This window comes from Peribacillus sp. NPDC096540 (assembly GCF_050278525.1).
Lineage (GTDB): Bacteria > Bacillota > Bacilli > Bacillales > DSM-1321 > Peribacillus.
The window spans coordinates 94513-117004 of record NZ_JBNNTG010000009.1; the positions used below are offsets into that span (position 1 = coordinate 94513).

Annotated in this window: 20 protein-coding genes, 1 pseudogene and 1 riboswitch; all 21 genes and pseudogenes read right to left on the bottom strand. The window is 36.4% G+C overall.

Going from position 1 to position 22492, the window contains the following annotated elements:
• Positions 1–25: 25 nt before the first annotated feature.
• A pseudogene (locus ACQKMR_RS10735) lies at positions 26–349 on the bottom strand (AzlC family ABC transporter permease); the annotation flags it as partial.
• A 105-nt stretch (positions 350–454) separates the two neighbouring features.
• Positions 455–973: a G/U mismatch-specific DNA glycosylase gene (gene mug / locus ACQKMR_RS10740; RefSeq protein WP_427697280.1), complete on the bottom strand. Its 519-nt coding sequence runs from the start codon at positions 971–973 to the stop codon at positions 455–457.
• A gap of 343 nt (positions 974–1316) precedes the next feature.
• Positions 1317–2483, bottom strand: a complete 1167-nt coding sequence (locus ACQKMR_RS10745; RefSeq protein WP_427697281.1) for a MalY/PatB family protein — start codon at positions 2481–2483, stop codon at positions 1317–1319.
• Positions 2484–2969: 486 nt separating this feature from the next.
• Positions 2970–3644 carry an NlpC/P60 family protein gene (locus ACQKMR_RS10750; RefSeq protein WP_427697282.1) on the bottom strand — a complete coding sequence of 225 codons (675 nt, stop codon included), beginning with the start codon at positions 3642–3644 and terminating at the stop codon, positions 2970–2972.
• A 792-nt stretch (positions 3645–4436) separates the two neighbouring features.
• Positions 4437–6002, bottom strand: coding sequence for a class I adenylate-forming enzyme family protein (locus ACQKMR_RS10755; RefSeq protein WP_427697283.1), 1566 nt, complete (start codon positions 6000–6002; stop codon positions 4437–4439).
• Positions 6003–6178: 176 nt separating this feature from the next.
• Positions 6179–8371, bottom strand: a complete 2193-nt coding sequence (locus tag ACQKMR_RS10760; RefSeq protein ID WP_427697284.1) for a helix-turn-helix domain-containing protein — start codon at positions 8369–8371, stop codon at positions 6179–6181.
• 792 nt (positions 8372–9163) lie between these two features.
• Positions 9164–10063: a sulfite exporter TauE/SafE family protein gene (locus ACQKMR_RS10765; RefSeq protein ID WP_427697285.1), complete on the bottom strand. Its 900-nt coding sequence runs from the start codon at positions 10061–10063 to the stop codon at positions 9164–9166.
• Positions 10064–10237: 174 nt separating this feature from the next.
• Positions 10238–10852 carry an NAD(P)-binding protein gene (locus ACQKMR_RS10770; RefSeq protein WP_427697286.1) on the bottom strand — a complete coding sequence of 205 codons (615 nt, stop codon included), beginning with the start codon at positions 10850–10852 and terminating at the stop codon, positions 10238–10240.
• The gene (locus ACQKMR_RS10775; RefSeq protein ID WP_427697287.1) at positions 10833–11594 is read right to left on the bottom strand and encodes a sirohydrochlorin chelatase; all 762 of its coding nucleotides are present in this window, start codon (positions 11592–11594) and stop codon (positions 10833–10835) included. Before ACQKMR_RS10775 ends, ACQKMR_RS10770 begins: the two co-directional genes overlap by 20 nt.
• A complete protein-coding gene (gene cobA, locus ACQKMR_RS10780; RefSeq protein WP_427697288.1) occupies positions 11594–12370 on the bottom strand; it encodes a uroporphyrinogen-III C-methyltransferase in 777 nt (258 codons plus the stop codon). Before cobA ends, ACQKMR_RS10775 begins: the two co-directional genes overlap by 1 nt.
• A gap of 18 nt (positions 12371–12388) precedes the next feature.
• A complete protein-coding gene (locus ACQKMR_RS10785; protein WP_427697289.1) occupies positions 12389–12604 on the bottom strand; it encodes a DUF3906 family protein in 216 nt (71 codons plus the stop codon).
• A 21-nt stretch (positions 12605–12625) separates the two neighbouring features.
• Positions 12626–14251: a nitrite/sulfite reductase gene (locus ACQKMR_RS10790; protein WP_427697290.1), complete on the bottom strand. Its 1626-nt coding sequence runs from the start codon at positions 14249–14251 to the stop codon at positions 12626–12628.
• A 17-nt stretch (positions 14252–14268) separates the two neighbouring features.
• The gene (cysC, locus tag ACQKMR_RS10795) at positions 14269–14868 is read right to left on the bottom strand and encodes an adenylyl-sulfate kinase (RefSeq protein ID WP_427697291.1); all 600 of its coding nucleotides are present in this window, start codon (positions 14866–14868) and stop codon (positions 14269–14271) included.
• A gap of 40 nt (positions 14869–14908) precedes the next feature.
• Entirely contained in the window at positions 14909–16057 is a 1149-nt protein-coding gene (gene sat / locus ACQKMR_RS10800; protein WP_427697292.1) for a sulfate adenylyltransferase, read from the bottom strand.
• Positions 16058–16084: 27 nt separating this feature from the next.
• Positions 16085–16762, bottom strand: a complete 678-nt coding sequence (locus ACQKMR_RS10805) for a phosphoadenylyl-sulfate reductase (protein ID WP_427697332.1) — start codon at positions 16760–16762, stop codon at positions 16085–16087.
• Positions 16763–16979: 217 nt separating this feature from the next.
• Positions 16980–17123 carry a YezD family protein gene (locus ACQKMR_RS10810; RefSeq protein WP_427697293.1) on the bottom strand — a complete coding sequence of 48 codons (144 nt, stop codon included), beginning with the start codon at positions 17121–17123 and terminating at the stop codon, positions 16980–16982.
• A gap of 178 nt (positions 17124–17301) precedes the next feature.
• Positions 17302–17410: riboswitch (SAM riboswitch) on the bottom strand.
• Between the two features lie 331 nt (positions 17411–17741).
• Entirely contained in the window at positions 17742–18278 is a 537-nt protein-coding gene (gene ssuE / locus ACQKMR_RS10815) for an NADPH-dependent FMN reductase (protein ID WP_427697294.1), read from the bottom strand.
• Between the two features lie 425 nt (positions 18279–18703).
• Positions 18704–19291, bottom strand: coding sequence for a TetR/AcrR family transcriptional regulator (locus ACQKMR_RS10820; protein ID WP_427697295.1), 588 nt, complete (start codon positions 19289–19291; stop codon positions 18704–18706).
• A gap of 173 nt (positions 19292–19464) precedes the next feature.
• Positions 19465–20211, bottom strand: a complete 747-nt coding sequence (locus ACQKMR_RS10825; RefSeq protein WP_427697296.1) for an SDR family NAD(P)-dependent oxidoreductase — start codon at positions 20209–20211, stop codon at positions 19465–19467.
• 569 nt (positions 20212–20780) lie between these two features.
• Positions 20781–21380, bottom strand: a complete 600-nt coding sequence (gene pdxT / locus ACQKMR_RS10830) for a pyridoxal 5'-phosphate synthase glutaminase subunit PdxT (RefSeq protein WP_427697333.1) — start codon at positions 21378–21380, stop codon at positions 20781–20783.
• Between the two features lies 1 nt (position 21381).
• Positions 21382–22269, bottom strand: a complete 888-nt coding sequence (gene pdxS / locus ACQKMR_RS10835) for a pyridoxal 5'-phosphate synthase lyase subunit PdxS (protein WP_053346361.1) — start codon at positions 22267–22269, stop codon at positions 21382–21384.
• Between the last annotated feature and the right edge of the window lie 223 nt (positions 22270–22492).

Consider the following 22492-nt stretch of genomic DNA (forward strand, 5'->3'; position numbering starts at 1 on the left):
TAATAAGAATGAAATATCCTGTTATTTCATTCACCATCCCTATCGTTGAAGCTAATATTGTTGCAACGATAACGCCTGTACTTCGAGGAATGATAAAACTTATAGTAACCACAATTAATATGGCACTAAAAGCGACTACAAGATCTATGAATAACTTTTTATTACTTAAAATCTGCAAAATAAATAATCCAATAAACATAGCAAGCAATGCGAACTCCATACCGCATTTTTCCGGATCCTGCAAATAGTAAAAGAGACATAAGTGCCACTTCAATCATACTTAATCATGACGTTTTTCGACTACCCCTGCTGCAAAACCAATGCTTAAGTATCCCAATAATGTCGGTATACAATCTTAAACGCCCTGCCAAAACCTTCAGCTGCATTAACCTCGGAATAAGTAGCACTTTTTCATTCCGCACTATCCTGACTCAAATAAAACTACACCCTTATTTTAACTAAATTTTAAATTGTCGATCAGTAATGGCAATTCTCTATATATTTCAATAATTTCTTCAATTCTCATTCTTACTAAACCGCTTGATGATGGAGCAACAAATTCCATTGTTTCGTTCGATGCAGAATTTTTTTGATGTCCCCATGCAATGTTTCGTATTTGCCGATATTCCTGATAGACACCCTTACCAACGAAACAGACTAGTAAAGGTTTGTATTTTTCAATTTTTTTCTTTAATTGTTTCCTTCCTTCTATATACTCTTTTTTTGTAATTTCATCTGCACCTCTTGTAGGCCTAGAAACGATATTTGTAAAACCATAGCCTAAATCTAGTAATGAAGAATCTTCTGTTGGGTGATATTTTCTAGGTGTCAGGCCAGATTCGAAGAGAATTTTCCAAAAGCGATTGTTTGGATTAGCATAATGATGACCTGTCTGTCCTGAACGGATACTTGGATTAAAGCCAACAAACAAAATATCTAGGTTTTCTTTCAAATGATCGGAAATGCCTTCCATTGTAAAACCCCTTTTCCATTCTCTTTTAAATTATTGTATAAAACTGAAAAATATTTAACTACACTATAATTTAAATTACTTTATTATCACTTAACACATATGGATGCTTTCCTTTCGGATCGTTCGGTATGATTGCTGAAAATGGAATAAGAAACTACGAAATGTTGCATTAGCCATATAGTCTTTGGTTACGGACCTTTTAATGCCGAAACGAAACTTACCAGAATGTCAGAAAGGGTCTTTCCTTTCTATAAAAGTCTATAGTGCTACCCGAATAACACAATGGAAAGGTAGTAGGCTATTTCATGTGTAAGATAAAGAAGAAACCTGCTAGCGACAATCGTTAGCAGGTTTCTTCTTTTCCTTTTACTGCAGCTTTCATTCTAAGTAAAGCCTCAGTTAAAACCTCACGCGGACATGCAATATTTATACGTTCAAAACCATGGCCACCGCTACCAAACTTCTTTCCTTCATCAGGGCGAACTCTTACATTTTCTAAGAAGAACGTATGCAATTTGTCGTATGAAATTCCTAGATCACGACAATCTAACCAAATCAAATGGGTTGCTTCTGGTTTCACAATTTTAATTGAAGGAATATATTCTTTTAGAAAGGAAGAAACATATTGAAGATTGTCTTCCAAATACCCCTTTACTTCTTGCAGCCAAGGTAACCCTTTATAGTAGGCAGCAATCGTTCCTTCCACGGCAAAGGCATTTGGACGCATTAATCCATATCCTGTTAAAAGCGCCTCATACCTTTCTTTAACATCTTTATTCGGAATAATAAAAATAGAACTTTGCATTCCCGCAATGTTAAATGTTTTACTCGGTGCAGCACATGTAATAGAAAATTTTAAATGGTTTGGATGAACCGTTGCAAATGGTATATGTTTATAACCTGAGTAAGTTAAATCCCCATGCATTTCATCCGAAATAACAAAGACACCATGTTTATCGCAAATTTCTCCAATTTTCTTCAATTCTTCCAGTTTCCACACTCTACCTACTGGATTGTGAGGGCTACACAAAATAAATACTTTCGTATTGGGGAGTGATGCTTTTTCCTCAAAATCTTCAAAATTCATTTCATAGGCACCATTCGAATAAATGAGAGAATTGTTTAAAATGGTACAACCTTGTGTTTCAATCGTTGAAAAGAACGGATAATATACGGGGTCTTGTACAATAACTCCATCACCCGGTTGTGTTAATGCTTTTAATAATAAATTAATCCCAGGAATGATTCCCGGGCTAAAAGAAATCCATTCTCGTTTTAACTCCCAATCGTATTGTGTTTTCCACCAATACTGAACAGCATCATAATAACGCTCACAAAATGTACTATAGCCGTAAATTCCGTGCAGGGCTTTTTGACTTATAGCATTTACTATTTCTTCTGAAACTTGAAAATCCATATCGGCAATACATAATGGAATAATATCTTGATCTTCTATGTACCATTTAACCGAATGTGTTTTTCTTCGATCTATTAATTTTTCTAGTTGCATGACTTTCTCTCCTATCTTTCATCCCCTATTGATAAACAATCCATATTATATAGGAGATTGAAGCACATATTTTGGTGTGACTTTGGCTTTTTTAAATAAAATCAGTTAATAACTTAGCAGCCTCGTCCATTAATCTTCAATAATAACAGCCACTACAACATAATTTTCACATCACACGTACTTTTTACTCTTTCTGACTTCCAACACCCTTTATCTTCAAAACCGTCAACTCACGACGGGAGACGACTTAAGACTACCAGAACACCTCTGTTTCACAAGTAAAGATAGTGTTTACGAAAAAGAAGGAGCCGGACCGAACCTACAAAAAGCAAAAAGCGGAAAAAAATGAAGCTCATGAATCTTTCAATAAAACTAATGGAGAAGTCTTTATAATAACCCTATTGTATTTAAAAAAGCAAAAGCCAGTCTTTTTTTAAAAGAACTGGCTTTAAACCCCATATTTTATTTGTCAGAAAAGCAACTCTATCATTTATATGTTTTTGCTCCTATATATCTATCCGACCAATAACTATTATTCATCGAAGTTGTCGTTACACCTTTTGAGGAGGAGCTATGAATGAATTGATTCCCACCGATATAGATCCCCATATGAGAGGCACCTGATTTATAGGTTTCAAAAAACACAATATCCCCAGCACTTGGGGAAGAAACCTTTTTCCCCTTCTTGTATACTTCCCCAACCGTTCGTGGCATAGTCACATTGGAACTTTCTTGGAAAACATATTTTACAAATCCACTGCAATCAAAACCTTTTGGCGTACTCCCTCCCCATACATAAGGGACATTCAAATGTTTTTTAGCGTTACTTACCAGCTTAGCAGATGAATAACTGTTTGCTTTTTGGGCGTTTTTGGGGGTTATCCCCAAAGCCTTATAGGTATTCGACCCGACAATACCATCTGCTTTTAGGCCTTTTCTTTTTTGAAATTTCACTACTGAACTTTTCGTAACCGTCCCAAAATATGTAGTCGTGTTTTTACTAGTGAAGTATCCTTTTTTCTTTAGAACCCCTTGTAATTGTTTAACTTCGGTATGTGTCATTCCACTTTTCAACGTACGATCACCTAATTCAGCGTTACTAACTAATGGATTGGATAGCAACAAACCGGTCACAACACATGCAGCTATAATTTTTTTCATATTTTATATTTTCCCCCAGAAAATCTCTTTTTTTAATTCTATCACTCATTCATTGCACTTTTTTTTACAGTTTCATTACAAAATCATGCATATTTTGAGCTTAAATGACATAAAATATAAAATTTGGTAATATTCTTGTAATTCATACTTACTGTCGAGAAAGTCAACAGATTTTGAACATAATATGTGGCATTTTACCTTTTCTTTAGCAAAAATATCAAAATGCCAAAAGGGGTACTTCGTTAATCTCAAAAGAAAAAAACACCAAATGATAAAAGGTGCTTTAATTTCGCTCTATTTTGATTAATTCTTATCGCTAGCTAATTTCAAATTTTGTCTGCCTTTCAAAGATACTCTTCACCAAAAAGTGGTTAAATCTAAAGCAAAAAAAGAGGAAAAGTCTCCCTTATGGTAAAGTAATAACGCCAAACCATAAGGGAGAGATATTGCTTGTTTTGTCAGTTTCCATTGTTTTAATTAATCTTTCATTCTTCTTTAAACTCTTTCTTATATCAAAACATGCTCAATGCTGGACAACTGTCTTAAACCGAAACACCGATACTTCCTTAGTCTAGGCGCGGGTAACGGGAACGTTGACGCATCCGAGTCATTCCTCATTTCGTGTTTATCTATGTTGACGTGCCTATTCCACCAGCAATTTACTACTTCACCATCCGTTTCGAATTCTTTTATGGCTAATTCAATGGTTTCCCCATTTATTGGACCTGCTCCGTCTATGTTTTTTTGAAACAATAATAATATTTAGTATCCGCTTAGAATAAGGAATTAAATTTAGCGTAAAGTAGAATGCAATTTCGCTCTCAATTCTTCCTGTAACGATATCTTTTTAATTTTCCCACTAGGGGTCATTGGCAGCTCATCTAAAAAGATAAAACGGTCAGGTACTTTATAATTTGCTATACGGTCTTCAATAAATTCCCGAATGGATTCCTCTGTTTCCTCTTTACCTGGTTTTAATTTGATAGCAGCACAGGCCACCTCTCCCATAACTGTATCCGGCAGACCAATAACGGCCACTTCTAATACACTATGATGCTGATAAAGCAATTCTTCGACTTCGCGGGGATAGATGTTATAACCTCCCCTAATAATCAGCTCTTTTTTCCTGCCTACAATTCGGAGGTTCCCCTGATCATCTATCGTTCCAAGATCCCCCGTATAAAACCAGCCATCTGAATCAATGGCTTCACTAGTTTTTTCAGGCATCTCAAAATAACCTTTCATGACCCCAGGGCTTCGACAGATTATCTCTCCAATTTCACCTGTAGGTATCTCTTTTCTGTTTGCATCAATAATTTTTACTTCTGAACCGGAAGTAGGCTTTCCAACTGTTTGAGAGCGAATCATATCATCATCTTCCAAGGATGTTACAGTAAGTGTAGAGGACGTCTCTGTAGAACCATAAGCAACAACAATATTACATCCCATTTCGATTCTTATTTTTTTAACAATTTCTTCGGGACATGGAGCTGCAGCAATAATCCCTGTTCTTAGTGAGGATAAGTCCATGTCTGCAAATTCAGGGTGATTAAGCTCCAAAATGAACATAGTTGGGACTCCTTGATGGATTGTTATTTTCTCTTGTTCTACTAGTCTTAAGGCTTTTGATGCTTTATACTCTTCCAACAAAACCATTTTTGCTCCAGCCTCTATGGCTGGCACAATCGATGCAGCCATTCCAAATATATGAAATACAGGAACAGGAATTAGGAATACATCCTCATTCGAACTTTCCAATGCAACATTTGTTAATTGAGCAGTTTCTAATACATTATAATGAGTCAGCATTACTCCTTTTGGATTGCCAGTCGTACCAGATGTATATAGAATTGAAAATATATCTTCTTGAGAATCAATCATGATTTTAGGGATAGACTTTTCCTTTCCTAGCTCGATTAATTCTTCTAAAGACCTATATCCTTCAGATTTACATCGAACCGTAAAGATTTGTTCAAGTTCTTGACTTTCTATTGTTTTATTCACCTTATTCTTAAAAATCTCTATATGATTATTATTGTCTATTAGAAACACTGCTTTTGACCTCGAATTTTCTAATATGTATGAAAGCTCTTCTGCTTTATATCTTGTATTACAAGGAACAATGATCGCTCCTATTTTAGCAAGGCTGAATGTAATAGTGACGAATTCATGCCAATTTGGCAAGCAGACCATCACTCGATCTCCTTTTGTAATATTTAAATGAGCAAGCGCTGATGACAGATTTTCTACATCTGAATATAACTCCCTATAGGTAATTCTCCTATAGCCATCGAATATTGCTTCCTTATCCGGTTCAGCCTTGTAAGCATTCTCAAGAATCGTCTGTATGTCTTTCATATTATTAGCCCCTTCCTGTAATCGCTTTCATTTTTTCTGTAAGTCTCATCACCAAACCTTTTAAAAACCACACTTGTTTATTGTATATTCTGTATTTTAATTATAAAAAAATAGTGCAGTCAAAAATACCTGCACCGTGAAGGAAAAAGTATTTAGTTTTTCATCATCATGTCGAATTACAAATCAATGATGTCATTTAATTTAAATGCGAGCTGCAAATTAAATCGCTGCTCAGAACTAGTCAATTCTATTTCCAACAGGCTCTGAATCTTATCCATTCTGTACTGCAGTGTACTGCGATGTATGAAAAGTTCCTCAGAAGTTTCTTTAATACTTCCATTATTATTTAAATAAGCTCGCAGTGTCTGAAAAAGGGTATTATTTTTGTCATCAGAGTCATTTAAAATAGGGCTTAGATATTTTTTTATGAACAATCGGGTCGATGAACTGTTCTTCAAATGATGAAAAAGAGGGTATGCTCCTAAATCATCATAAAGAACAAAATTCGATTCTTTAAACTGGTTTATGATCACGTTATGCGATTCCACAGCTTGTTGATATGAAACAAAATAGTCACCGATTGCTGCTGCTTTTCCTCCGATGCCTAAATAGAAGGGCTTTGAAATTTCAGTCTTACTCCACTTTTTGATATAGGTAAAGAGTTTAGTCCAAAATTCCCTCGGGTTATCTTTCTCAATTGAAATTGGGACGATTAATATAAATAATTCCCCTTTAGTTGCAAATAGAATTTCTTTATCAAAAGCTGCAATCCACTCCCTCACCCGGTTAAATAACAAGGTTTTTTTCTCTTGAAACTCAATAATTCCATTTTCAGATTCAACTTTGTTTCCAAAATTAAAAGAAAGTACAGAAATACGGTGAGGTAAAAATAAATTCCAATTGAATACATTTGCATATTGAATGATTTCTTCTTCATTTATCAAATTAGGCACTAATAATTTATTAATAAAACCATCCTTAACCTGTTCTTTCGTATCAAACACAAGCTTTTGTTTAATAAATTGTAAATAGAATATATTTCTAGCGATATTGACACTTAGCTTAAAAAAGTCATCCAAGTCATTTTGGTCTAAATGAATAGCCAAATGTCCAAGAAGATCTCCCCCGTGATTAATTGGCCAGATCATTAGTTTTTTTTCCATATCACCCATGGATGTCTGCCAAATTTCTTGATTACGCCCTTGAAATACCTGGTAAGACGCCTGTTCAATAAGTAACTGAACATCAGTGTTATCTAATGGATACATGGAATGGGCAATAGGTCTCATGAACCGATCAAAGAGTAAGACCGAACTAGAAAAAAGTTCGCTGATTGTATTGGTTATACCAACAAAACTATCTTGCTCAATCGTTTCTTTTACCAAAGCCTGCTGATAATCTAGCAGCATATGCAATCTTTGCTTATGCTCCTTTTCACTCTCAAATAATCGGATATTCTCAATTAATGCAGCCATATGTTGAGCCAGTAATTTTAAAGTTTGTAAATCATCTTCTGTATATATTCCGTTGTTAGTTTCCTTGTCTTCTACATGGAGCACACCAATCGTTTTTAAATTCAGCGTTAAGGAAACTGTTAATGCTTTACCACCCCATGCCGCAAGATATGGAAAATAGTCGATAAGTTTATTATTCTGGGGAATGATTCTTTTTAGTGACAGTGGTTGTCCAAAACATGGTTCTTGCAAAATGAAACTATTATCTTTTTCCATATATAAATAAACACAAGCTTTCTTGGATTGCGTTCCCTTTCCCGCTCTCTCTATTATTTTCCCAATAGTTTTTTCTATTGGTGAATTAACAGATAGACTTTCTGTAATCCACTCTATTCCGATTTTCTTCTGTTCTTCTCTTTGCTTTGCTAATTTGATTGCAACCGCAATATCTTTTCCAAAGTCAGTGAAAATCAATACCATTTCTTGATATAAAGGAACCAAATCTTTAAAACCAATTAAACAGACACCTGATACTCCGTAATCCCCTGTATAAGGAACAGTGAACCATGATTGTATCTTTTCTTTTCTAATCACATCCGAAAGTTCATGTACATTCTCTACTTCCGAATCGGAAAAGGCCATGGGATATTCTAAAAGGTCAGAACTATTACTCCTGATATTAATAGGGAAATTTTCTATGAATGAATCAGATTCACCATTGAATACCTTTGGAATTAAATATCCATCTTCATTCAAAAGAATACAGACAAAGTCACAGTTTAAATCTGATTGAAACGAATCTATTAGAAACTTCAGCGTCTCTTCTTCTGTATCGAACATTATAAGCTGCCTAGCCGTTACACGAAGATGCTGGTCAATTCTTCTAATCAATTTTTCTCTCTTTGTAAGTTCCAATCAAATCCCCCCTTTTCATATATCCTTACAATAAAACCCTTTTATACCAATATTAACACATCGTGATTTTATAAAGAATGGAATATTGAATGAGGGAGTTGGGATGAAATTTTTATACAGGTTATTTATAGTTTAATAATGTAGGAGTTGAAGTATTCAATGAGGCATTTAAACACGCACTCCAGAAATGGTCAAATATGTTCTATAAAGTCTAAATAAGAATAAAACGTTAAGAACTAACATGTCTGGTAGCCATTTGATGCGGTGGTTTTAGTCGTGGTCTCTTTATTGCAAGGCGAATACGTCTCTTTGTTAATAAAATAAGCCATTTCAATGTTCATTTACATATATTGCATTGGAACAGGTGTAGACTATTTAACATAAGAATAATTAGGTTCGTATTTTAAACCTATTTTCCCGTTAAACCCGGGAGTAGATTATGAAGGAATAAAAAAGTGAATAAATCATGCCAATATGTCGGTGTGTCATGGTTCATGTGATATCATTTTTTTAATGCAACAAATTCTCTTATAAATATAGGTATAATTGGTGATGTTATCATGGAGTTAAAAAGAAAACGGTATGGCAGTATTGCCTAAAGTTTGCTCTCTCAGCTGCCAAATACCAAGGCCTATTATCATTGAACGTTTAGCCTATTACAAATATTTCATACTCAATAACATATTGCTTTTATTAAAAAACTTTTCTCGTAGGTATTCTATGTACCTACGAGTTTTTATATATTAGTTATTAAAACAAACCTGTAATATCAACTTCTGCCTCCTACCGCTATTAAGAAACATTCTTCTGTTGTTCGATGTAACCTTGCTTTTTCGCCGAAGACATCTTATTTATTGTAAAATAAATCCCCGCAATCCAGCCAATGACAATAACTGCATATATATAGATGTGTGCATCTTCAGGTACCCATGTAGATAAAAGTGTTCGTACATTAATTAGAATGATGAAACCGCCTACTAAAACCCCCATTAATTGAGCAGGAAGCATACGAACAAGCCAGGCTGCAATCGGTGCAGCAATTACTCCACCAATAATCAGAGCTCCAACCCAAAGCCAATTAACCGCTTCCCATCCAAGGGAAAGGATAAAGCCAAGGCTACCAAAAAAAGCAATCGCAAACTCACTAGTATCAACTGTCCCGACAGCTTTCCTCGCAGTCATTCCTTTTTTGGACAATAGAACAGGCGTCGCTATCGGTCCCCATCCCCCTCCACCTGTTGCATCACAAAACCCTGCAAAAAGTCCTAGCGGGATAGATTGTTTCGCTGTTAATGGCTTTACTGTTTCATTTTCCTTAGACGGCTTGAAAATAAATAGAAAACGAAACAAAACGTATACTCCTAAGCCAAATAGAAAGATGGCAATATACGGTTTTGCTAATTCAGCTGGCAAATTGCTCAGAAAACAAGCACCCACAAATGCTCCAACCGAACCTGGAATAATCAATCGATAGACCATATTCTTATCTACGTTCCCAAACTTTATATGAGATGCTCCTGAAACAGCTGTCGTTACAACTTCCGATAAGTGAACAGATGCTGATGCTACTGCAGGTACGATCCCGAATGTCAACAATAAGGAAGTTGAACTTACTCCATACCCCATTCCAAGTGAACCATCTATTAATTGGGCTAAAAACCCGATAAAGGCTAAAACGATTAACTTTTTCATGACTGCCCCCTTTTTTTACATAGATAGAACCTAAATTACCCTCGACCCACCTACATACAATTCGCTAGTAAATAGAACATTCAAATTTTTCTTCAGACACAAAGAGGCACCTAACCAAAATGATTGTTTCATTTTGATTAGGTGCCTTCAGTTTTTCTGATCAGCCCAATGATTTTATTTAGTTTCTACTGGCAAAAGCCTAGCTAAAAAACGATATCTTTCTTTAAGGGAATATTTATAAATATCCTCAATTGAATCTTTTAGTAACTGAGATTTTTCATCTTTTGATAATGAACTCTTTTTTATATGCATCCTTACTTCGAAAAGAAATTCAAGGTACTCTTCATATGACTCATCATAAACTTCCTGTAGATCTTTTCGGATTTTTTTTGCCAGTTTTGGACTTGCACCATTGGTAGAAACGCTAATTGAGAGCTTACCTCTTTTCATTGTGGCTGGTATATGAAAGTTGCCCAGCTCTTGATTACTAATAACGTTAACAAGTTGGCTATGAGATGTGTTCTTATAGACTTGCTCGTTAATTTCTGAGGAGTTGGTTGCAGCAATGATTAAAAAAGCATCTTTATAGTCAGTTTCTTCTACTTCTTTAAGTAAAACATGGATTTTCCCTTCCTCTTGTAGCTTCTGGAAACCTTCGCATATTTCAGGACTTACAACAGTTACTTCAGCACCTGCTTCTAGTAAGGGGCCTGCTTTAAAGTAAGCTATTTTACCACCGCCGATAATGATACACTTTCTCTTCTCAATATTAAGAGTAATTGGATACATAAGCACCCTCCTCAGACACTTCGTGAATTCGTTCTGATAATGCTTTTTCAATCTTCGGATGATAACCGAGATATCGGCATAGAACAAAATTCTGCTTGCCTTTTTTCTGGATCTTTTTAATAGCTGTTTGAATGGATTGCATTAAAATACCGGTAAATAAAAGGTAAGGAATAATAAAAATTTGTTCTGATTGGGAATCTTCAGCCATTTCCAATGCCTCTGCAAAAGTTGGTGAAGCAGCAGTCAGATAACAATCTTGTACTTGGCTTTTTGGTAACCTGCGCCTAAGTAAACCCGCTAATTGGCTTAAATCTCGTTTCACGTCGGGATCACTGCTGCCCCTCCCAACTAATAAAACTAGTGAATTCTCTGTTACCTTTTCGTTTGTCTCTTTCAATCTTTCTACTAAAATGTCAACCATTTTATCACTGACCCCTATGGGCTTTCCATACTTCAACTCAATCTCTGGATACTGTTTTTTCATTTTACATAGAATTACTGGAATATCATATTTTGCATGTGCAGCAGTTAACAGTAGAACTGGAATAGCAATGATTTTCGTCGCTCCGCGTTGCACGCATCGATCATAGGCATCTTCTATCGTAGGACTTTGTAATTCTAAAAAGCAATACTCCTGAATTGTGTTAGATTGTCCTTCCATGCATACATGAATAAAATCAATCGCTTGTGTAGATGCTTCTTTGACACGGCTTCCATGGCAAATATATAATATAGCTTCCATTAAAAGGCCTCATTTGCCAACAAAGTTTCCGCTTGTTTTTGTTCAAACCATTTAATCTTCTCTCGTAAATTGACCACATCTCCTACAACTATCATACAAGGATTGGAAATTTGCTCGTTTTTGGCTGTTTCTACCACATTAGCTAATGTACTGACAGCAGTCTTTTGTGTTTTTAACGTTCCCCAATGAATAAGAGCCACTGGGGTATTTGGATTTTTTCCATGCTCCAAAAGTTTACCTTGAATATACGGTAGATTTTTCACTCCCATGTATATGGCTAATGTATCAATACCTTTTGCAAGAGATTCCCACTTGATATTATCATCTTCGTCTTTTTTCCGATGGCCAGTAACAATTGCAAATGAAGAAGCATGATCTCGATGGGTCACTGGAATTCCTGCATAGGCTGTGGCAGCAATTCCAGCCGTGATGCCTGGCACAATTTCAAAACTCACTCCATTTTTTGCAAGGGCTTCCGCTTCCTCTCCGCCTCTTCCAAAAACAAAGGGATCGCCACCTTTTAATCGCGTGACAATTTTCCCTTTTTTTGCATATTTAACTAGAAATCGATTGATTGTATCTTGCTGCAACAAATGATAATCCGGCAGTTTACCGCAATTAATCAATTCGACCCCTTCTTTTGCATAATTCAACAGTTCATTATTGACAAGACGGTCATATAAAATGACATCGGCTTCTTGAATGCACTTTAATCCTTTTATTGTAATTAAATCTGGATCTCCAGGACCGGCTCCTACTAGATATACTTTCCCCATTTTGCAACCTGCCTTCCCTTAGAGAATTGTTTCGAATTCCGATAAAACGTAACCTGCTCCATTATTAATTTTTCTTTTTTCGTATAATGATATGTCATCCACTTCTGGCATTTTCAAAAAACGCTTTTCCAGCTCGATATCAACAAGCTGGAAGGCCTTTTCATCTGAATCTGCGGCGATGATGACATGAATTAGTTCTTCTTTAATAGTGACTTCAAAACGGTATAGATTCATATTCTACTTACCTTCCTCTATTTAAACGGCAACCTTTGCTAAAATATTATCAAGTTTACTTTGTAATTCTGCTTTTCCTACTCGCTCTACAAAATCCAAGAAAGTTTCAGACAAAAGCTTTGTTTCTTTGAAAAATAGGATAAGCTCTTTTAATACGTCATAAAGCTGTTCAGCTTCCACTTTCCCCTTTAATTTTTCATTGAACTTTCCACCTGCATTTAGTGTTCCGCCTACGTATATTTCAAAAGCCTCGACCATTTTTTTGTCTTGGTTTTTCATTTTGATACCTTGCAACCCGATTTCAGCAATAGCTCGTTGACCACAGTTATTAGGGCAACCTACCATATGCATTCTTACCGGTACATCTAAATCAATTTCTTTGTCCAGTGTTTCTGCAATATTTTTCATCCGGTTTTTTGTTTCAACAAGTGCCAGGTTGCAATACTCGATGCCTGTACAAGAAACGGAATAACCAATGAATTTTTTTGGTTGATATGGAAATCTTTCGAAGATTGATTCTTGCTTTAATTCTTCAAGCTTTGCATCCGGAACATTAGGAATAATTAGGTTTTGCGAATTACAGTTGCGGATTTCCCCGTTTCCGTATTTTTTAGAAAGTTCAGCAAACTCAATAACTTCGTCTGGTGTTAAACGTCCAACTGGAATATTGACTCCAACATAATTAAGTCCTTCTTGTTTTTGTTTATGGATCCCATAGAAATAGCCAGCATTCCATTCCTTTAATGCACTTTCTCCCTTTTCTGGAAGTGGACCAGTGTATTCAAGCAATTTTCCCTTAAATTGTTCTGGACCCCAATCAGCGACAAGGAATTTCAAACGAGAGCGATGACGCTTTTCACGATAACCGAAGTCACGGAAAATCGTAGTAATGGCTGCTGCCACTTCAACTGTTTTCTCCGGTAAAATGAATAAATCAAGTTCTTCTGCTAGCATTGGAACGGAGGATAATCCCCCCCCTACTTTAACGTGAAAACCAACTTCTGTCTTTCCATCAATAACCTTCGTAGCAGGATTAAATGAAACGCAGTTGATTTCGGCATTGGAAGCATTATGAACATTAGCACTGACTGACATTTTATATTTCCTTGGAAGGTTCGAAAAATCTTCGTTAAGCCGGAAATACTCAAATACATTATAAAGGACGTCACGTGTATCAAAAAGTTCATCAGGATCAATGCCAGCTAATGCATTTCCGATTATATTCCGTGTGATATCACCACAAGCACCAGCAGTAGTCATCCCAACCTGTTCTAAACGGTTTAAAATATCAGGCACTTGTTCAATAGTCAACCAGTGAAACTGAATGGCTTGGCGGGTTGTAATGTCATAAACATCCCTACCGTAATCTTTCGCGATATTTGCAAGTGTGATTTGTTGATCATAAGTAAGGATACCACCAGGAATAACGACACGCATCATCCAATAACCTGCTTCTTTTGGACGTTGCAAGTATAGACCTGCCCACTTGAACATATCCCACTTTTCTTTAGGGATGGATTCAAATCCATTTTCTGCATAATGAGGAATATCGTCAAAGATCTTCAAGCCATCTTTTTCTAATTTCCAGACTTCGGTTTTGTTTTTCGCAATTACCGGATTTTCAGACCAGAACTTCTCATATACCATTACTTTATCCTCCTCGATTAAATCTTGCTCTTAGCTGTCAAATAGTTGATTACTTGTTCGACGCACTCTTCAACGCTATATTGGTTGGATTCTAAAACGATTTCCGGCTGTTCAGGTTCTTCATATGGAGAGTCAATTCCCGTAAAGTCTTTAATGATTCCCTTACGTGCCTTGTCGTAAAGACCTTTTGGATCACGCACTTCGCATTCTTCAATCGGACATTTTATGTAGACTTCAATAAACTCGCCTTCTTCAAGCAAATCGCGTACAATTTGACGGTCTGCTCGAAAAGGGGAAATAAATGCCGTTAATACGAACTGACCGCTATCCACAAAAAGCTTAGAAACTTCGCCAATCCGTCTAATATTCTCAGTCCGATCCTCTTCAGAAAAACCCAAATCTTTATTTAAGCCATGCCGAATATTATCTCCATCCAAGACATAACTTCGAATATTTCGGTTATACAACTCTTTGGCGACTGCATTTGCAATCGTTGATTTTCCGGACCCTGAGAGTCCGGTGAACCATAGAACTGTACTCTCATGTCTGTTTTGCTTACGACGGAGTTCCTTAGTTAATGACGCTTCATGCCAAGTTACATTCGTGCTATTACTCATAATAATCCCCCTCTACTGCTTACATCTATTTTAAACTAGTTTAGTTATATACTTCGTTCTTTTTCAGGCCTTCGATTAACACTTCGATGACTTCCTTACGACTGAAGGTAGCTGGTGGAATTTCACCATTACGTAGCATTTCCCTAACCTTCGTTCCGGATAAGATGACATGATCTTCTTTACCATGAGGACATGTTTTAGCAGAAGCCATATTTCCACATGTTTTACAATAAAAGCTATGTTCAAAGAATAATAGCGTGATTCCTAACTCGTCAGGTTTAAAATTACCAAAGATTTTTTGTGCATCATATGTGCCGTAATAATCGCCCACACCGGCATGGTCACGGCCAACAATAAAGTGGGTGCATCCGTAATTTTTACGAACCATAGCATGGAAAATGGCTTCTCTTGGACCTGCATAACGCATAGCAGCAGGGAAAACTGCTAGGGAGACACGATCCTTAGGATAATATTTCTCTAATAGAACTTTATAACTCTCCATCCGTACATCAGCTGGTATGTCATCCGATTTAGTGGCACCAACTAGCGGGTTTAAAAATAAACCGTCTACAATCTCTAAAGCTGTCTTTTGAATGTATTCATGTGCACGGTGAACAGGATTTCTTGTTTGGAATCCAACAACAGTTTTCCAGCCTTTTTCAGCAAAAGTTTTTCTTGTGTCAACAGGATCCAGATAATGATCTTGGAATTGCGGACGTTCGATTCGTTTAACTAATTTAATTTCCCCACCGACATATACTTCACCACGGTTATACAAGTTTTTCACACCAGGATGTTTCTCATCATCCGTTTGATAAACTAATGTGGCTTCTAACTGTTTATCAGGTCTGAAGATATCAGAAACAGTGAGAACTCCGTATGTTTCTCCTTTATGATTCAACTTTACTTCTTCCCCTAGAGTAAGAGCATTTGCTACTTCATCAGTAAGTGGCAAAGTAATCGGGATGCTCCAGACCTGCCCGCTGCTAAGCCTCATATCCCTAACCACTGTTTGATAGTCATCTTTTGTAAAGAATCCTTTAATAGGACTGTAGGCCCCAGTACCTATTAATTCCAGGTCACTTAAAGCAATCTCATCAATTTCGATTGAGTTTTTTATATTAGTAATATCATAGTCTGGTTTCCAACGATTAATCAACGTTCCTCCGTGCGGTAAGCTAACTGTCATGCTAATTCCCCCTGAATTTTCTATTTATTAAGATAAATGTAATCCGCATTCTGTTTTTTGCGCGCCCTGCCAACGTCCCGAGCGTAAATCATCGGCATTGATAACAGGTGCCGTACATGTTTTACAGCCAATACTAGGATATCCATTATCGTGAAGAACATTATATGGAAGTCCATTTTTATGGGCATAGCGCCATACGTCTTTCCATGTCCAATGAATAAGCGGGCATATTTTAATTGATTTAAACTTATTATCTTGATTAATATATTCCGTTAATGCTCTTGTTTCAGATTGCTCCCTGCGTAGTCCCGAGAGCCAAGCAGTTGCCGTTGAAAGTACTTCAGTAAGCGGCGCGACCTTACGTATGCTGCAACATTTATTTGAATCACGGAGCCATAACTCATCTCCATATTCAGATGCTTGTTCCTCAAGTGTCAATGCCGGCTTTTTCATTTCAATTGCAAGCTGCGGATAGCGCTTTTTAACTTGTTCAATTAATTTGTAAGTCTCTTCAAAATGAACATCTGTATCCAGAAAAACAATTTTGGCTGAAGGATTGACCTTTGCCAATAGATCCGTAAGTACTATTCCTTCAATGCCGAAACTACATGCATAAATGAGTTTGTTTCCATATTGGGAATTTGCCCACTCAAGAACCTCTAAAGCACCTTTTGTCTCACTGTCCTCAGGAAATGCAGGCAAAATCCCTGTGTCGAAATTTTCATAGTTTACTAATGCAGTCAATCTTAAAGCCCCCTCTAAAAAACTTGCTAAATGTTTCACAGAATAGAGTAACTTGCGATTAATATACACGCTGATTTTTTCTCAAGCGTAAAAAATTCTATAAAAAAGAGACGAATTTAACTAATACTCTCTTTTATATCAGTTAAATCCACCTCTAGTTTTCTAGTCAGCAGATACCTTATTTAATTCTCAGCTTTTCATTTCTTTCCATTTGAATAATTTTACCATCCTGGACGATAAGTGTTATGGATCCATATTTCATCGACTTAAGCATATCTTGAAGGCGTTCAAATATTTCCTCCAGCTGATTCTCTTTTTCCACGCCTGTTCCTCCTTTAAGAAAATTCGAGACTAGCCTATCGTATAGCTGCCCGCTTATTATATGAATTTTCTTAAATTTATATATTCCAAAACATCTTACAATGTTAAGGTTTGCAAACGAATTTTACAGAAAATAAAAACCTTTCCATAATGGAAAGATTTTTAAGGTAATATTATTTACCTTATCTTCCAAAATGATCAACATTTTGTTGGATGTAGCACCTTGCATTCACCATGCAGGTTGCTGGACTTCAAAGGGCCATTTCCCTCCGTCGCTCTGGATAAGTTTTATTATTTTAAATATTATCATATATTTATTCCTTGTCAATGGAGTTTTCATATAAAATAACTTGGATTAATAAAATGGGTGAACTGTTATTATTATATCCACTTTTCCTTGAACGAAAATTGTATAATTTATATATGATAATAGACTCAATTTTTTAGAGAAGCTCTCCAAAAAATTGAGTCTATTTCATTAATTACCTCTTTTTAAGTTGTTTAATTGCTAATACCTAGAGATAAATAGTTTTTTGATTGTACATACATAATCTTTAATCTCATGAAAATAAAAGCAGTTCAAAATCTTAAGCCTTTGCTTTTAGTCTATTAACAGCAGTTAATTATTCCTTATTTGAATTGCTTCTACAAATTCTTGCACCTGACTTTGCACACGATCAACTAATTCGCCATCTTTTATTGGGCTTTCTGGATTCTGCTTATCTATTTCCTTATCTACAAAATATAAGCCCTGCAACGGCTCACCTTTTAAAATTGAAATTAAAGGTTTAAGTGCGTAATCAATCGCCAATAAATGCCTGTTACTTCCACCAATCATAATTGGCAGAACAGGCTTATTTTTAAATGCACCCTCAGGTAGCAAATCAATCAAAGCTTTTAATACGCCTGTGTACGATGCCTTATATACTGGTGAACCAATAATGATACCTCTAGCTTCTTGAATTTTTTTTGAAAGCTTTATTATATCTTCACTATTATACCGGCCTTGGAACAGATCATCTGCGGAAAAATCCGTTATAGAGTAATAAGCAGTGGTAAACCCCTCTTGTTCAACTAGTGATCGAACATGTTTTAGAGAGATGTCAGTCCTTGATGGATTCGCTGGACTGCCTGATAAAATTACGATTTCGCTCATATAAATTTCCTCCTATTATTTTCTTATCTGCGATAAGACTTGCTGATTCAATAAAAATCACTCAATCACTAATAAATCGGATAAGAACCCTGCCTAGGTAAGTCATGTATCATATAATCATCGTAATATTCAGAAAAATAAAAGTCAAGTGTTTAACTCGGGATTGATGCGAATAACCTATTCAGAAACTTTCATCAGTTATCCCACTCTATTTTTCCTTAAATTTCAAACTGTTTCTTCCTTGACCTTTTAATTTTTGCACCTCCAAAATAACAGATATAGTTCCATTCTTCGGATTACACTAGTTTGCACTATGTATCGTCAAGTCTAGAGGTACAATCTTGAATAACTAATACTAATATTAGATAAAGCAACGGTCATATTTGCGGCTTGTTGACTCATACGCCTTAAACATGACCGTTTAATTATGTATTTTTTCTTTTTCCATGAATCCCATATACTAAAAGCTGAGCAATACTCTTTATTCGTTCCTCAGTAAAATACGGTTCCGTTTTCTGTTGATGAATCTCATAATGGGTCGATAAAGCTAATGTAAAAGAAATAATTCCTACATTAAATAAGATAATATCAGAAATATAGTGAATCTCTCCAGTATCAATTCTCTTCTGAAGTTCAATAAGCTTAGCATTTGGCTTGAAGATTTGCTCAACATATTGTTTAGAAATTTCTTGATCGAATTGAGTTTCTCGAAATAATATCGAAAACTGTTCTTTATTTTCAAGAATTCTTTCTATCAATGTGATAACGTGATTCTCTACAAGCTCATCCGTAGAAAGGATGTTAGTCACATCTTCCGCATATTCTTTTTCACTTGGAGTAATCGTAGCCAAAAGCAAATCTTTTTTGCTGTCAAAGTATTTGTAAATCGTAGCTTCGGAAACATTACAGGCAGAAGCGATTTCATTCGTTCTGGTCATGTCAAAACCTTTACTGGCAAAAAGAGTCCGGGCTACATTAATGATCCGTTCTTTTGTTTGCTGCCCTTTTTTCAAAAATATCAACCTTCTTTTAAAAAAGATAAGACCGGCTTGTCCGATCTATTTTCCATAATAGCCTGATGATACCAATCGGTCAATATAACCTTTGGTCTATGATACTTGCATTAGTCATAAAAGGCATATAAAGAAAACATCGTCGGATTAGGACGATGTTTTCCTTTTCAAAATTATTTAAAAGATGCATAGCCATCATCAACCATAACAATACTGCCATTAATCGCATCAGCTTCATCTAATGATAGTAGATAAACAGCATTCGCAATTGCTTCCGGCTTAATTAATTTGCCGCGCATTTGGCTTGCATTCAATTTATCGATGATTCCCATATCTTTATATCCTTGGATAATTGGAGTATCCACACCGCCTGGTGCGATACCTACTACTCGTATTCCATAAGCACCTAATTCCAAAGCAGCTGTTTGTGTCATCATTCTTACAGCGCCTTTAGAAGCCTGGTATGCGAAAGTCCCATGTGAAGCTAAATAGCCAAACACCGAAGCAGTATTTATAATAACTCCCTTACTGCCTAGGTCCTTCATTTTACGTCCGGCTGCCATGATGCCAAAAGCCACACCGTGTTGGTTTACTCCAATCGTTTTAAAGTACCCTTCCATATTCTGTTCTAGAATCATGCCACCACCACCTATGCCAGCGTTATTGAACATGATATCAATTCTTCCATAAACTTCTACAGCGATATTAACCAATGCTTCAACATCTTCTTGCTTTGAAACATCTGTTTTAACAAAAATAGCTTCTCCGCCATCTGCCTTAATCAGTTCAACGGTTTCTTCTGCCATGGCTTCGTTAAAATCCGCAACAACGACTTTGTCCCCTTTTTTTGCAAATTTTAAACATGTTGCACGACCAATTCCACTTGCTCCACCTGTAATAACTGCCACTCTTGCTGTCATAAAAATTCCCCTTTCATCGTTCAAAATATATAAGTAAGTATTTACTCACTTTTTATTATAGATTTATTGAATAATAAATTCAAGCGGAATAATTATTTTTATAGTTCCCTTTATCCTTGTTACATGCAAAAGGCTGTCCTAATAAATAGGACAGCCTTTTGCATGTAGACAAACTCGATAATAATTGAGTTTGTCTACAGTTTTTTTTAGGTTTTTAAATTTTGACCGTTGATTTCCACTCCAGGCACTCGCTTTCCGCGGGCGGTCCGGGAGCCTCCTCGGCGCCAATGCGCCTGCGGGGTCTCCCTTGGACACGCTTTTCCCGCAGGAGTCTCGCACCTTCCGTTCCAATCAACTTTGTTTTAACATTTAGATAGAACTCCTTTTTCCTACAGTCTTTTTTGTTTTAAAATAGGAGTATTAAAACTTGGTGATGACGATGCTTCCAATCTCTTAATCTTGAGCAAAATTCAAAGGGAATTTCAAAAGGGGTCCGGAATTAAAACATTCCGAACCCCTTTTGTCTACAAACTGAGCTGTCCTAATAAAATAGGACAGCTCAATAATATTTAACACATTTTGACTTCAACTTTGCCGATAGATTCTTTCACCATTCCGATGAAGAGTTGTATAAAACGATTATCCCCTGTTAATTCTGGATGAAAAGCACTAACCAGGACATGTTCTTGTCTCGCAGCAACAACATGATCTTCATAAAGAGCTAATACCTCTACGTCTTTACCAATTTCCTCCGCGAATGGTGCCCGGATGAAGACAGTTGTAAATGGTTCTTCCATTCCTTTGATTGAAAGCTGCGCTTCAAAACTATCTCTCTGACGTCCAAATCCATTCCTTTTCACGCAAATGTCCATTAAACCAAGATAAGCCTCTTCATCCCCAGCCAATTTCTTTGCGGACAATACCATTCCCGCACATGTACCGAAGACAGGTTTCTTTAGTTCATAAAAGGTCTTGATGGGCTCCATAAATCCGTAACGATCCATGAGCTTTCTCATCGTAGTGCTTTCTCCGCCTGGAATAATTAAGCCATCAATTTCTTTTAACTGTTCAGGTTTTTTAACAATTATAGCTTGTTGACCCGCAGCTTTAATTTGATTTAAATGTTCTTCAACAGCACCCTGTAAACCCAAAACACCGATGGTTATCATATTACCAGCCACGTTCCTGCATCCGTTCTGATGGAGCAAGCTTAGAAATATCAATACCTTTCATTGCACTACCTAACTCTTTTGACAGCCGGCCAATCAATTCATAATCAGTATAATATGTAGTCGCTTGAACGATTGCAGTGGCAAATTTTTCAGGATTCTCTGATTTAAATATACCTGACCCCACAAATACGCCATCTGCGCCCAGTTCCATCATCAGTGCTGCATCTGCTGGAGTAGCAATTCCACCTGCTGCAAAGTTAACTACAGGCAATTTACCTGTCCGCTTAATTTCTCTTAGAATCTCATAAGGAGCACCTAAGATTTTTGCTTCTGTCATTAATTCATCGTCACTCATTACGCTCACTTTACGAATTTGGGACAAAACCTTTCTCATATGTCGCACAGCTTCCACAATATTTCCTGTCCCAGGTTCTCCTTTTGTACGAAGCATCGATGCTCCTTCGCCAATCCGGCGTGCAGCTTCGCCTAAGTCACGGCATCCACATACAAAAGGTACTGTGAAATCGCTTTTTAACAAATGATATTCTTCATCAGCAGGTGTCAGCACTTCGCTTTCGTCAATATAATCAACACCCATTGATTCCAGAATCCTTGCTTCAACAATGTGACCAATCCTTGCTTTAGCCATGACCGGAATAGAAACAGCATTCAATACTTCCTCAACGATTCGAGGATCTGCCATTCTTGCCACCCCACCAGCTGCACGAATATCAGAAGGTACTCTTTCTAAAGCCATGACAGCAACAGCACCTGCTGCTTCAGCGATTTTTGCTTGTTCTGCATTAATGACGTCCATAATTACGCCACCCTTTTGCATCTGTGCCATTCCTCTTTTTACTGTGTCAGTTCCTAATAATTTTTCCATTACTTTTCCCCCTAATATTTGCATTTTTCAGATTTGTTAATTAGTATAAAAAATAGATGACCGTATTGAAAGTGTCAGTTTTCAATAATTTAATGGGGTCAGTTTCTAATAATTTTCCCTTTACTCCCCCCTAATATTTGCATTTTTCAGATTTGTTAATTAGTATAAAAAATAGATGACCGTATTGAAAGTGTCAGTTTTCAATAATTTAATGGGGTCAGTT

Coding starts and splice junctions, on each gene's coding strand:
- ACQKMR_RS10825 (WP_427697296.1), bottom strand. CDS start 20,211: ATGACAGCAAGAGTGGCAGTTATTACAGGTGGAGCAAGTGGAATTGGT.
- pdxT (WP_427697333.1), bottom strand. CDS start 21,380: ATGATAACCATCGGTGTTTTGGGTTTACAGGGTGCTGTTGAAGAACAT.
- ACQKMR_RS10755 (WP_427697283.1), bottom strand. CDS start 6,002: ATGAAAGACATACAGACGATTCTTGAGAATGCTTACAAGGCTGAACCG.
- ACQKMR_RS10765 (WP_427697285.1), bottom strand. CDS start 10,063: ATGAAAAAGTTAATCGTTTTAGCCTTTATCGGGTTTTTAGCCCAATTA.
- pdxS (WP_053346361.1), bottom strand. CDS start 22,269: ATGGAAAAATTATTAGGAACTGACACAGTAAAAAGAGGAATGGCACAG.
- cobA (WP_427697288.1), bottom strand. CDS start 12,370: ATGGGGAAAGTATATCTAGTAGGAGCCGGTCCTGGAGATCCAGATTTA.
- cysC (WP_427697291.1), bottom strand. CDS start 14,868: ATGAGTAATAGCACGAATGTAACTTGGCATGAAGCGTCATTAACTAAG.
- ssuE (WP_427697294.1), bottom strand. CDS start 18,278: ATGAGCGAAATCGTAATTTTATCAGGCAGTCCAGCGAATCCATCAAGG.
- ACQKMR_RS10785 (WP_427697289.1), bottom strand. CDS start 12,604: ATGAATCTATACCGTTTTGAAGTCACTATTAAAGAAGAACTAATTCAT.
- sat (WP_427697292.1), bottom strand. CDS start 16,057: ATGACAGTTAGCTTACCGCACGGAGGAACGTTGATTAATCGTTGGAAA.
- ACQKMR_RS10775 (WP_427697287.1), bottom strand. CDS start 11,594: ATGGAAGCTATATTATATATTTGCCATGGAAGCCGTGTCAAAGAAGCA.
- ACQKMR_RS10770 (WP_427697286.1), bottom strand. CDS start 10,852: ATGTATCCAATTACTCTTAATATTGAGAAGAGAAAGTGTATCATTATC.
- ACQKMR_RS10750 (WP_427697282.1), bottom strand. CDS start 3,644: ATGAAAAAAATTATAGCTGCATGTGTTGTGACCGGTTTGTTGCTATCC.
- ACQKMR_RS10790 (WP_427697290.1), bottom strand. CDS start 14,251: ATGGTATATGAGAAGTTCTGGTCTGAAAATCCGGTAATTGCGAAAAAC.
- mug (WP_427697280.1), bottom strand. CDS start 973: ATGGAAGGCATTTCCGATCATTTGAAAGAAAACCTAGATATTTTGTTT.
- ACQKMR_RS10745 (WP_427697281.1), bottom strand. CDS start 2,483: ATGCAACTAGAAAAATTAATAGATCGAAGAAAAACACATTCGGTTAAA.